The 12,449-nt window shown below is 53.9% G+C and carries 12 protein-coding genes; 3 read left to right on the top strand and 9 right to left on the bottom strand.

Annotation, left to right across the window (positions count from 1 at the left end; translation table 11 throughout):
• Positions 1-2 precede the first annotated feature (2 nt).
• Both KA369_15560 and KA369_15555 read left to right on the top strand, forming a co-directional pair.
• Complete coding sequence (locus tag KA369_15560) at positions 3-407, top strand: biopolymer transporter ExbD (GenBank protein ID MBP7737397.1); 405 nt, start codon at positions 3-5, stop codon at positions 405-407.
• Between the two features lie 14 nt (positions 408-421).
• Positions 422-1,084, top strand: coding sequence for an energy transducer TonB (locus KA369_15555; GenBank protein ID MBP7737396.1), 663 nt, complete (start codon positions 422-424; stop codon positions 1,082-1,084).
• 38 nt (positions 1,085-1,122) lie between these two features.
• Here the strand turns inward: KA369_15555 and KA369_15550 are convergent, their stop codons facing one another.
• The 5 genes from KA369_15550 to KA369_15530 form a co-directional block, all read right to left on the bottom strand.
• Positions 1,123-1,881, bottom strand: a complete 759-nt coding sequence (locus tag KA369_15550) for a class I SAM-dependent methyltransferase (protein MBP7737395.1) — start codon at positions 1,879-1,881, stop codon at positions 1,123-1,125.
• A 360-nt stretch (positions 1,882-2,241) separates the two neighbouring features.
• Entirely contained in the window at positions 2,242-2,919 is a 678-nt protein-coding gene (locus tag KA369_15545; GenBank protein ID MBP7737394.1) for a GTP pyrophosphokinase family protein, read from the bottom strand.
• A gap of 284 nt (positions 2,920-3,203) precedes the next feature.
• Positions 3,204-3,611, bottom strand: a complete 408-nt coding sequence (locus KA369_15540) for a hypothetical protein (protein ID MBP7737393.1) — start codon at positions 3,609-3,611, stop codon at positions 3,204-3,206.
• A 161-nt stretch (positions 3,612-3,772) separates the two neighbouring features.
• The gene (gene rsgA / locus KA369_15535) at positions 3,773-4,849 is read right to left on the bottom strand and encodes a ribosome small subunit-dependent GTPase A (GenBank protein MBP7737392.1); all 1,077 of its coding nucleotides are present in this window, start codon (positions 4,847-4,849) and stop codon (positions 3,773-3,775) included.
• The gene (locus tag KA369_15530) at positions 4,846-5,244 is read right to left on the bottom strand and encodes an RNHCP domain-containing protein (GenBank protein MBP7737391.1); all 399 of its coding nucleotides are present in this window, start codon (positions 5,242-5,244) and stop codon (positions 4,846-4,848) included. Before KA369_15530 ends, rsgA begins: the two co-directional genes overlap by 4 nt.
• 433 nt (positions 5,245-5,677) lie before the next feature.
• Here KA369_15530 and KA369_15525 point away from each other — a divergent pair, with 433 nt between their 5' ends.
• On the top strand, positions 5,678-6,403 hold the full coding sequence (locus KA369_15525) for a CPBP family intramembrane metalloprotease (protein ID MBP7737390.1): 726 nt from the start codon (positions 5,678-5,680) through the stop codon (positions 6,401-6,403).
• Between the two features lie 1,238 nt (positions 6,404-7,641).
• On the opposite strand, the gene KA369_15520 is transcribed toward KA369_15525, so the two are convergent.
• The 4 genes from KA369_15520 to KA369_15505 form a co-directional block, all read right to left on the bottom strand.
• Positions 7,642-8,886, bottom strand: a complete 1,245-nt coding sequence (locus KA369_15520; protein ID MBP7737389.1) for a PAS domain-containing protein — start codon at positions 8,884-8,886, stop codon at positions 7,642-7,644.
• A gap of 219 nt (positions 8,887-9,105) precedes the next feature.
• Positions 9,106-10,416, bottom strand: coding sequence for a histone deacetylase (locus KA369_15515; GenBank protein ID MBP7737388.1), 1,311 nt, complete (start codon positions 10,414-10,416; stop codon positions 9,106-9,108).
• Positions 10,413-12,071: a hydantoinase/oxoprolinase family protein gene (locus KA369_15510; GenBank protein MBP7737387.1), complete on the bottom strand. Its 1,659-nt coding sequence runs from the start codon at positions 12,069-12,071 to the stop codon at positions 10,413-10,415. The genes KA369_15515 and KA369_15510 overlap by 4 nt, the downstream gene beginning before the upstream one ends.
• Positions 12,072-12,103: 32 nt before the next feature.
• Positions 12,104-12,289 carry a hypothetical protein gene (locus tag KA369_15505; GenBank protein MBP7737386.1) on the bottom strand — a complete coding sequence of 62 codons (186 nt, stop codon included), beginning with the start codon at positions 12,287-12,289 and terminating at the stop codon, positions 12,104-12,106.
• Positions 12,290-12,449: the final 160 nt, after the last annotated feature.

Genomic DNA, 12,449 nt, shown 5'->3' with positions numbered 1-12,449 from the left:
TCATGGCATTACTACCCGGCAGCGGCGACGACGACGAAATCGGTTATATCAATATCACGCCGATGGTCGACGTGCTCCTCGTTCTCCTGGTCATATTCATGGTCACGGCGAACTTCCTCAAGATGGAATCGGTGAATATCAACCTCCCCAAGGTCAACGCGGCGGACCCGAACATACAGCAGTCGGTGCAGATCGCCCTCACCAAGGACGGCAAGCTCATGATGGAGGATACCGAGGTCAACGAGGAGAGAATGGTCGCCAACCTGGCAAAGGAGTCAAAGTACCGGCCCAACATGAGGGTGACACTTTCCGCGGACGAGCGGCTCCCCTACGGCGCCATAGCCCGCGTCATGGGCCTCATCCGCCAGTCCGGCGTCACCCGCATCGCCCTGTCAGTAAAACGCTGACCCCGGAACAGCTTATGGCCCCGCAGCTGTTACATACCATACGAAAAAAAATAAAGGCGATGGACCTCTTCGAGCTCTGCCTTACCATTTCCATAATCCTTCACGCCGCGGCCGGCGGGGCATACTTCATCTCCAACATGCCCTCGTTCACAACCGACGAGGACGAGCTGATCGACGCTTCCAAGATAAAGATGAAAGACGTGGACGTCGATTTCATCGACATCCCGTCGTCGGTCCCCCTGGGGGGCGACACCAATCCCGCTCCCGTCGAAAAGGAGGAATGGATCGAGGGGACCGGCAAGGACAAGCCGGACGCGGAGAGCACCGACATCGACATCAACAAGCTCTCCGGCGACGGCACGGACAAGGACGGCTACATGTTCGCGGACCTGAGCGACCATCCGCCCGTGCCCATCATCGACTTTGACCTGAACAGGTACTTTCCCCAGGCGGCGCGCTCCGCCAACATCACAAAAAAAACGGTGCTCCTCCAGATGCAGGTGAACGAGGACGGCTCCATCAACAGCGCGAAGATCGTGTCCCCGCCGTCGGGCTACGGCTTCGACGAGGCCGCCATGAAGGTTGTGGCGAGGCTCCGGTTCAGGCCCGGGAAGGTTTCCGGGAGGACCGTGAAGATGCTGCTGCGGGTGCCGATTACGTTTGTTCTCGAGAATTAAACGACATTGCGGTAGTAACCATATAAGACAATTTACTTTCACTTCGGCTTATCGCAAGTGAAATACCAGTCCCAGGGAGGGTCCTCACTGGGATAATACATCTGCCCCGCTTCCTTCCACTTCGTCCACTGGTAAGGGACCCTCACGACCTTGAAATTGCCAAAACCCGCCTTTCCAAACCTGTACACTATCTCAAAACGATAAAAAGCCTTCTGGATATCGCCTTCAAAATCTATCAGGCCGTGAAAGGCGTCATATGACTTGTGATCAAGGAGCTTCGATGCCAGCTGGATAACTTTTTCCTGGGGAACCTCTTTTTCCAGTTCCCTGTCAACAAAAAGCATGTTCTGATAAATATAGGACTCCATGGCCGGAACGATGGCGAACAATTTACCTCCGGGCTTTAGAATTCTGAATATTTCCCTTATCATATGGCTGACTTTCGCCAGGTCCGAGGCAATAATGGAATTCACGGCCACCGCAACATCAAATGAACCATCGATTCCGCTCATGTCGGCGATGTTCATGACCAGGAATTTCGTGTTAGGCTTACCGCTCCGTTCCTTAGCTTGGGCAATCATTTCCGGAGAGAAATCCATAGCGGCTACGGTCCTGAAATTCTCCTCCAGAAAAGGAATGAGTTCTCCTATGCCGCAGCCGAGCTCTACCACCGACATTCTTTTCGACTTCAGGGCGGTCAACTCATCAATCAGGGGATTGTGTTTACAGTCCTTGAGCGGACTCAGTATTTCTGAATAATAATCCCCGGAAATTCTATCCCACGCTTGCTCATTCATTTGCAAATACCGATTCCATCATCACCGCGACCTCCCTGGCGTATGGGAGGGAGCTATTCACATATAATAATAAAGACTTCAAGTATATAAAAAACGTAAGACTATATAATTACCATAAATTATAAAATCAAGTATAATATATCGGGATCGACACCCCTCTGACAGATGCTTGTTCTCCGAGCCGTCACCGAATAAAGCGAAGCGGAGTGATGTGGCGCCGGACAGGATGTCCGAGTGTCATGGAAGCCGCCTCTCCGGCACCGCTCCAGGTGTGGTAACGGGCCTTATCCGAAATGATCATGGCACTGCTGAAGACAGGCGTCATGCCACGAGTCCCCGACAGGCGCCTTGTGGTTGTGATTATTTTGCATGAATACTATTATAAAGCTTCTGCATGCGAATATCAGTGTCCGAAATGACGTCGGCGCAGTCCCTCAGTTCCTTCCTGATTTCCTCATTGTTACCGTTGACAAGTTTATAGGCGATCTCATGTTCGAGAGACGCCCAGAAATCCATGGCGATTGTTCTGATCTGAACCTCGACCTTGACTTTTTCAGTTCTGTCCGACAAAAAAACCGGCACCGTGATGATCAGATGCAGGCTCCGGTATCCGTTCGATTTCGGGTTCTTAATGTAATCCCTGGTACGGATCAATTCGATATCGTTCTGCGACGTGAGCAGATCCGCGATAGTGTAAATATCGTCGATGTATGAGCATATGACGCGTACACCGGCGATGTCGTTCAGGTTTATCCTGGCCGATTCCGCGCTGAGCTCAAACCCGAGCTTATGCAGCTTTTCAAGTATGCTCCTGGGTGTCTTTACTCTGGGTTTAATAAGCTGGATTGGATTGCGGTCCTTCAAGTACTTGAACTCGTCATTTAATATTTCAAGCTTCGTGGTTATCTCCCGGGTGGCGGATAAATAGAGGTTCTCGGTCTTTATAAATGAATGAATGACTTTTCCCATCTCCTCGGGAAGGAAGTCATCAATCAGTCCATTAAACAGATATGCGGTTTTTGGCTGTTCCACGTTCATTGAATGTCTTCTCCGTCTCCGGATTCATGTTCCGATTATAAAATACAACAATTTTATGAAAAGGCAAACAACCGCGGGGTTACAATTATAGGCGAGGACGCGGCCGCATCGTTCAGGCCGTCATTATGAACATAGTGGAAATATCCCGGACAGGGGCCCTAAGGCCGACGGGAACATTCAAGATGATACCGGTGATGGCAAAGGGGCAGGTTTTCCATGAAGGGAATAAGGCCGGACGGGCCGCTGCATGACGCGGTCCCGGCCCCTCCTGCGTTGCGGTTAAATCATTGGGTGACGGTGATCGTCCTGGATGACTGGTACCTGGAAGTCTTCGTGTAATGCCTTCTCTTTTTTGCGTAGCGTGACGCTTTCTGACCCTTGGTGCTGCATTCGAACTTCACGCTGTAGGTGCCGGGCTTGCCGTACTTGTGGGTCAGGTATTCTCCCCGGGACCCGTCTCCCCAGTCCACGTCAATGCTGTGACTGCACACGCCGGCACAGGACAGGTCGACGGCGATGTCCTCTCCGACTTTTACCGCGGTGATGTCATTTGTTCTCAGGTTGTTGGGACCGGCCTTGAAAATCGTAAAACAGGCATGACCCGGCGACGAATTAACCGTCGGCTTGCACGCGTTAAAGATAAGCATTGACGAGAAGATTGCCGCAGCGAACATAACGATATGTCTTATCATGATGGCCTCCTCTATTCATGATGATGATTTTTTCCCGATACGTCATGTCGATCAAGCATGGCATGTGATAATGCGCTTTCTGTTAATTGTCAAGATCTATTTGCCAGGGCCGTTGTTCCAGATCACGCGAGCCCCGACTCGAGGACTTGTGATCACATGAGCTATTTCCCATGCTCTTTAAGATAGCTCTTTACCAGTTTTGACAGCGCCTTGTCGCGGCTCTTTCTCTGAAGCCTCCCCTGTTCACTTTTCATCATCTCAAGCGACATCATCTCGTTTCTTATGGTGATGTAATTTTGATACCGCCCGAATTCGATTCTCCCTTCCGATACAAGCCGAAGCACCTCGCACCCGGGCTCATTCGTATGAGTACAGTCAGAAAACCTGCACCCTCCCGCGGCCGAGGAAATCTCCGTGAAAGCCATATCGATCGACCCGGCATCTCCGAATGGACGGAGCTCCCTGAGACCCGGGGTATCAATCACCATCGCGCCGCCGCCCAGCATGAAAAGCTCCCTCCTGGTCGTGGTATGCCTCCCCCGCATATCATTCTCTCTCAGGGCCCCGGTCTTCTGGATCTCCTTTCCCAGAAGATAATTTATGAGGGCCGACTTTCCCGCTCCCGACGGCCCGGTTAAGGCTGCGGTGATCCCCGGGGTGAGAAATTCTTGCAGCTGCTCCATGCCCTCGCCCGTCAGCGCGCTCACCATGATAACGGGTATATCTCCGGCAACCGAACGGGCCATGGCGCGATAATCGCTTCTCTCGCTTTCAGAGCAGAGATCGCACTTGTTTAAAACGATCACGGGCATGGCGCCTCCGTCGCGCACCATGACTATGTATCTCTCAATCCCGTGTTGCGTGAAATTTCGCCCGCCGTCAAGAGCCGCCACGATAAGCATCAGGTCTATGTTGGCGGCAATGACCTGCTCGTCGCATTTCCTGCCTGCCGCGCGGCGCGACAAAAAACCACCCCTCTCGAGCACCCGTTCAATCTGAAGAGGGTCTTTTTCACCGCGCAGGAGGACCCAGTCACCGACCGCCGGATAGTCCGCCCGGCACGCCGCAATATAGCGGAAATGCCCCGACACCACGGCGTTGAACCTTCCCGCATCAGTTTCAACGTCGTAGCCATGGCCCGCCTCGCCCACGATTCTTCCCGGGGCCAGGCCCGATCCGCTCCAGCGGAGGAGCTGTTCCTCAAGCGAGTCATTCCATCCCAGCTTCGAACGATTCATCTCGCTCCTCCCTGTTTCCCCTGTCCGGGATCATCGCCGCTCAGGGCGGCATATGGAAACGGGAACAGCATCACGGGCTTGATGGCCAGGTTCATAAGCCGCGTCCGGTTATCGTCCCCCGCTATCCTGTTGGCCCTTATGGATCCGCATTTCACGCACCGGTGAATGAGGGCCCATTCGTCACGATCCTTCACCCATACGCCGATCGGCTCCATAAGTCCCCTGCATACCGACATCCGGTCACCGGTGCGAAGGTCAACATGCTTGCTCCAGAGGCATTCAGGGCAGTGATTCCTGTTCCGCGTATATGATTCCGCCGGCACGACTCCCCTGCCGCAATTTTCGCAGATGAACGGTTTGTTTTCATCCTTATATTTTTTGTCACACCTCGACATTGCATTCCTCTCAAAGAAATAATTTGTTTAATGAAACAGCGCAAGACATCGAAAATACGGCATTCCATGAGGGATGACGTGTTTCCCGGTCTCCGGTACAAACTCAGATTTGTGGAATATCGTGTTCTGCTCTGCGCGCACAGAGAATGCTTGAAGGATAGACTTGAGATGAAATATCTGCGGAAAAAATTAATACATAAATCCGGATCGAAGTCAATCCCCGAGCAGGAACAACCCTTTAACAAAAACCAACATAAAGTCTCCTTATCAAATTAATTGCTAATAGTAAGTACCATCACTTCAATGTCAATAATAATTATTAAATTCCCACGCCCGCTCCTCGTTATTTTTCCTGTTGACATGTGCCCGGATTTGCTTCATATAAACGCCATTCAGTCGCGATGAGCTAAGCTGGATAGGGGCAAATTTCTGGATGGTGAAGAACATGCTGAATAACGCTAAAAAGTCGGAAGTTCAAAAATTAATACCGGACATCCTGGTTTTTGTCATTGGCGGTTTGCTTCAATTTTTCGTGGTTTATTTGTGCGTTCCAATGCTCAGCGGAATCGGCATAATGCCGCTTGGGTCATGGATGATTCTTTCAATACCATTGATATTTTTACCCGTTATAGCCGGTGGTCTTATCATACTGAGACTTGAAAAGGGTACCGAGAAAATAACCAAAAGGCTTCTGTTTCATAAACTCAATAAAAACGACTGGCTATGGTTTTTGACCGGGCTTATTATTATGGCAGTCGGAAGCGCCATCATGTTCAAGCTTTGTGCGGTACTGGGCCTTGATTCCAACCCGCCCTTTGCCCGTAATGTAAAAGCATGGACCGAAGGACATTTATGGATGTTCGCGCTATGGGCGGTATACTGGCCGTTTAACATCCTTGGCGAAAACATTGTCTGGCGTGGAGTAATTCTGCCAAGAATGGAACGAAAAGTCGGAAAATTCGCATGGCTTCTCAATGCGTTCTTCTGGGGTGTGTTTCATCTTGCTTTCGGCATTGGAAATTTAATTATTCTTTTGCCAACGTTAATCGTTGTCCCGTTCATTGCCCAGCGAACGCACAACACATGGACTGCGGTAATGCTGCATGCTTCTTTATCCGGTCCGGGTTTCATTGCTTTAGCCTTCGGAATGATGGGATAAACTATAAAGTGTATAAAAACCGAAGCGGTTTACGAGCCACCCACTTTTCAACGCAGAGGTCGCGGAGACCGCAGAGTGATTACAAACCCGAGAAGACCGGTGCCGGGTTCCCGGTAGACCTGAATTGCTTTGCCTATTATTTCAGACATTTTATTTAAATCCTCTACCGGCATTATGTAATACCTCATCCTTTCTCTGCGTCCTTTGTGAACTCTGCGTTAAAATAGATACGCAGGTACATGCAAAGGAGAACAAACGGAAACTCGAAAGTGGAGTATCGTGCTTGATCATCCCTGACAGCGCCCCCCGGGTAGGGGGGGCAATCTCTCTCAAGGATTGGAGGCGATGCTGACACGAATCATTTCAAGGCATTCATGGCCTGGATCATTATTTTGATATCCAGGAAATTCCCCCAGAAAATAGTATCGTACGGAGGTCTTCTTGTATCATAATGAGTCGGGAAGACAACATTTACAGTCCGTGTCCGGGTCCTTGGCAAGTGACGTTACATCGGAATAACCGGCAGGACACGATTCCGCGGTCCCCTTGCAGACCCCCCCGATGCCCATACAACTTCCCTCCGGCAGGCAGCAACCTGCCGAGGCGACGCTACATCCGCACGAGCTCCAGAGAAAATAACCGCCAGTACATGAGCTTCCCGTAAGACAGTAACCGCCGAGGTCTACGCATTCCGTGGTGACCGGGACAATGCACTTGTTATCGCTGCATATCTCATTGGCGAAGCAATGGGAATTGTTGCTGCATTGATAATTCTGGCATTTTTTATCAAGGCAATACTGGCCTGCCGTACAATCCGACTTGGTGGAACATGATGATTCTGACGACGAGCCTGATGATGTGCTTGATGACGAGCTTGATGACGAGTTTAACGCAAGGACAGGCAATAAATCACCGCTGTCGTTGCTGTTGTTTTTATCGCATGTGGTCAGAACCGTTACCGTCATCACGATACCAACCGCGAAGAATAATGAAATCTTAGCCTTCAATAGTAGTCCTCCAACTTGATAATTGTCCGAAACGTACCGGTTTCCAGGTACTTTACATATAAATAGTAACATCCCGGCCGCCCGGAATCATCCGTGGAAATACGTAATGTCCTATTTTTTTCCGCCTTTTGAGGGAAAGATCAATTCGATTCTTAATATGCGGAGGTGAGGAGCGGATGGCATCGACCGCTCAGGGAAATCGGCTGGATGACTACTGTCCGGTCATCCGGCCTATTCCATACCGTATTTGCGCGTCATGCGAACAAGCTCGATGCGGTTATTGACGCCGAGGCGATTGTAGATGTTCATGATGTGGGTCTCCACCGTCCGCTCGGAAAGCCCGGTCCGGGCCGCGATCTCCCGGGCGCTCTCCCCGCGGATGAGCGCGTCGATCACCTGGATCTGGCGTGGTGTGATGCGGTAACGGCGCAGGAACTCGCCGGTGGAATGATCGGGGCGGGCTATCATGAGCACTCCCGCCGGATCGCCGAACCTGTCCTTCAGCCCGGAGAGATAGATCTCGGCGACAATACGGTCACCGCCTCCCCTGAACATGGCCCGCGTCTCCCGGGACCCTTCGCCCCCGCCGGCGACCGCGCGAAGCTCATCCATCAGGTAATCCGAATCCTGGAGGATATCCCCCACATCCTTCCCATTGAGGCTGTCCGCCGGGAATTCCAGGAGCTCCACGGCGTAGGCGTTTACCGAAAGTATCCTGAGGTCCGGCCCGAGAAGGATCACCATTTCATGGATGTGCATGATGATGTCATCCGCCATGAGGGAAGGACCCACATGCAGCAGGCGGTAATGCGAAATGGCGTACCACACGCCAGGGACATAAAATATGGCCTGCACCAGGGGCCCTATGGCCGGTATTTTTGTATGAAAATATTTCTCAATTATAAAATCTATGGGTAAAACGACACACAGTAGGCTCAACATGGCCAGGAACAAAACAAACGCCTGACGACGCTCCTTGATCGTAACGCTCCGTCTCATGCGGCGAAACATGATCACGAGACTGGCGAGCGAATAGGAAAAAACGTACGCCACATAGAAGTAAAACCAGAAATATCCGTATGCGGTAATAAAAATCCATGAACCGTCATTGTAGATGAAATCCGAGAAGAGACAAACATCAAAGAGTATGGCGTAGACGACAAACGGGACCGGAATATACAGGAGCGCATGCTGCCAGGGCCTAAGCTTCCTTTTATCGACGGCAAGATACAGGTTCAGGTTTAACACGTCGAAGAGGGCGAGACCCGGAGCCGTCATCTTGTACCAGAAAACAACAGAGTCCTTTGATGGCGCCGAATGGACGAATACCATGATAAAAAGCAGATAGGAATAGCATATCAGCAAATAAAAAAAATATTTGTTTTCCCGTCGAGACGAATCGATGCGATACCCGTAGATCGCCAGGATGACCATGAGGATTGATACGATAAGGGAAAGCGTTGAATATACGTTCATTTATGAGACGCCCTTGTCTGATATGGCGTTTTTTCTCATGCATGCATGCCGTAGTGGAGGGCGGCAGCTCCGGATTGAAAAGTTTTCAGATCGATAATGTCGCATCACGCGGCAACCTATTAAAGAATCCGTGCAGTTCCTCTTCGGCAACCAAATCCATATGGCCGCAGCACCCGCCAAAGGCGCGAGTGTCATGCAGTGCATCTCAAGCCGCAGTATTCACACCCGGTAGTATTCTTTCTTCACGCGGTCGATGACCTGGATGGTATTGAACTTCCCCGACTTCTTCGCGTCGTTCAGGAGCTTCACCCCTTCCTTCACGCATTTCTTGCACGCGCCGATGGGGATCTCGATACCGAGGGAGAGGGAGCAGACCGTGGAGAAGGTCTCCAGGCTGTAGAGGCCGGAGCATTCCTTGCATCGCATGATCTTCTCTATCTGCGTCTCCCGTATGCCGTCGGTGTCGTAGAAGACGTTCTTCTTCCGCGTCATGAAGTCGCCGTAGGGCGGAAGGTTCTCGTATTCGGGCGGGTTGAAGTAGGCGTCCAGCACCACGTCCTTGAGCTTCCTGATGTACTCGGTGATGCGCGCGTCCTGCCGGAGCGCTTCCTTCCGGTAATCGGGCTCCCGCACGTGGGAGTAGTCGACGCCGGCCATGGCCAGGATGATCCCCAGGTTCACGTAGGGAAGCGCCCCCTGGATGGAGTATCCCCCCTCGAGGACCGCTATGTCCGGGTTGAGCTTCTCGTTGAGCATCGCGTATCCCTGGGCGGAGAAACTCATGTTGGTGATCGGGTCCGTGTAGTGGTTGTCCTGGCCGGCGGAGTTCACGATCAGCTCCGGCTTGAAGTCCTTCAGGATCGGCAGCACGATCTCGTCGATGGCGTAGAGGAACCCCTCGTCGCAGGTCTCCGGCGGCAGGGGGATGTTGATGGTCTTCCCCAGGGCGTTGGGCCCGCCGAGCTCGTCCACGTGGCCCGAGCCGGGGTAGAGGGTGCGGCCGTCCTGGTGGATCGAAATGTAGAGCACGTCCGGGTCGTTCCAGTAGATGTCCTGGGAGCCGTCGCCGTGGTGGCAGTCCGTATCCACCACCGCTATCTTCCGGGTGCCGTAATGGTCCCGGATGTACTCGATCATGATCGCTTCGTTGTTGATGTTGCAGAAGCCCCGGTTGCCGTGGACCGACTTCATGGCGTGGTGTCCCGGCGGCCGCACCAGGGCGAAGGACTTGTCCACGGTCCCGTCCATGACGATGCGCGCCGCCTTGATGGCGCCGCCGGCGGAGATCATGTGCGACTCCGTGGTCACCGTGTCCACGTCGGGGAAGCAGAAATGGGAGCGCATCACGTCCTCTTCCGTGGCGATGTCCGGCTTAAACTCGGAGAGGCCGTCGATGTCAAAGATCCCCTCCTCCCTGAGCTGGTCCTGGGTGTAGAGGAGCCGCTCCTCCCGCTCCGGGTGGGTCGGCGATATGGCCCAGTCGAAGGCGGGGAAGAAGATGAGCCCCATGCTGTTCTTTGCCTTTATCATGAGAGCCTCTTGATCACGCCGGGCTTGATCTGGCACTTGACCCGGATGTCCCTGCCCGCGGTATAAAATCCGTCAACCATGTTGAACGATGATGATTCGATGATGTCCGTGTCCGCCTCAGATACCGGCACGCCGAGCCCTTTCAGGTGGGCCGCCAGGTGCTTGCGGGCGTCGCGCTCCGCGTCCTTCAGCGTGTAGCCGGCGGGTATCTTCTGGCGCACGCCGATGTTCGGGATGAGGAGCTCGCCACGGCTCGTGTCGGCGTAGAACTCGATCTCGATGGTCGTCTTGGCCAGGGCGGCGCCGATGGCGTTGGCCACGTCGAAATTCTCCGGGAGCACGGCCTCGATGCCGAAGGCGTCGGCCAGCCTGTCGCGGAAGCCCCTGGCGGGCCCTCCCATGACATATACCTTCTTCGGCGCGATCTTCTTCCCCTCCAGCATCTCGTGGATGGTGTAGACCGGCCGGTTGTTGATACCGTCGAGCATGTCATTCACTTCGTCCCTGATGCGTCCCACGGCGTAATCAAAGGCAGCGTCCGCGAGCTTCGCCGCAGAAAGGCCGGCCTTTTTCGCCAGGGCCGCGATGCCCTTCACGGAGGCCTCGGTGTCCATGTAACTGATGACCTTCCGGCTGTTCAGCGCGTCCACCAGGGACGGCTCCGCCCCGCCGGCCGCCATGGCGGGCCCCTTCCGGTCCGGCCCCACGGTGACCTCTTTCCCCTTCAGGCGAATGACCGAATCGCCGCCGATGCCGATGGAGCGGGTCTTCAGGGCCCGCACCAGGGTGGGATAGGACTGCAGGGCAATCCCGTCGTTCTCTATGATGGGCACGCCGTCGGCGAAGATGGCGATGTCCGTGGTGGTTCCGCCGATGTCGAGCATGATGCAGTCCTGGGTGATGTCGCAGAGGGCCGCGATGCCCATGACGCTGGCCGCCGGCCCTGACAGGATCGATTCCACGGGGATGTCCCGGGAGAGCGAAAAGGGCATGGTGCCCCCGTCCGCTTTCAGGACGTTGATCTCGGCGCTGATACCCAGCTCGCCCAGCCCCTTGGCGATGGCGTCGGCGAAGGAGTTGTACAGGCGCCACACCGCCGAGTTGAAATAGGCGGTGACAATGCGCCGCGGAAAGGAGAGCTGCCCGGAGAGCTTGTGACCCAGGGTGATGAAATCGGACGCGGCCTTGACCTCCCTGGCTATCTCGTTCTCCTGGTCCGGGTTGCGGGTCGAGAACTTCGTGACCGCGGCGAAGGTCCTGATCTTCTTCTTGCCGGCATCGGCGCCGATGCGCGCGATGGCCTTCGCGTCCAAGCCCTTGACGACCTTGCCCCGGTGGTCGATGGACCCTTCGATCATATTAAAGGAAGCGCCGATCTTGAAATTCCCCGGGTCAATGCCGGGGCCGGAGGATATGATGACGCAGACATCCTCGAGCTTGTCCTCGACGATGGCGTTGGTGGAAAGGGTGGTGCTGAGGTTTATCCGCCTGATCCTGGTTTTGTCGGCATCCCTGGTGATTTCCTCTATGGCTTTGCGCACCGACAGGAGCAGGTTGGAGTGGTCGGTGACCGCCTTGTAGTGGGAGACAATCCCACTGTCGCCGACAAGTACCGCGTCGGTATGGGTCCCGCCGACGTCAAGGCCGAGATACAGATCCGATGATGCCATGACCGCTGGCCGATCCGTCAGGCTTCGTGGGCCTTCTTGCCGTAAACCCTTTCATAGGCCGCGCAGTAGGGACACAGGCCGTTTTCGATATTCTTGACGAACCAGAAGGCAATGCCGCGCTGTTTTTTCCTGGCCCGGGAGCATACGGGACACTCGGCGCAACGCTGAGCCATCTCACGGTCTTTATCGGTTATTGTTGTCATGTGCAGGCCTTCCTGAACAGTAGTATCCGTTCCCGGGCGGGACAGAATGCCCGGGAACGTGATTCAGGATGCCCGACTGTCATTGATCTGTCAATATATTATTTTTCCCGCATCCGGTCATAAATCAGCCGGCGAAGCCGTTGCCGTGGAGCGGGTGAAG

This window comes from Spirochaetota bacterium (assembly GCA_017999915.1).
Taxonomy (GTDB): domain Bacteria; phylum Spirochaetota; class UBA4802; order UBA4802; family UBA5550; genus RBG-16-49-21.
The sequence above is the reverse complement of the archived record's forward strand: the minus strand, read 5'-3'. Positions and strand labels throughout refer to the sequence as shown.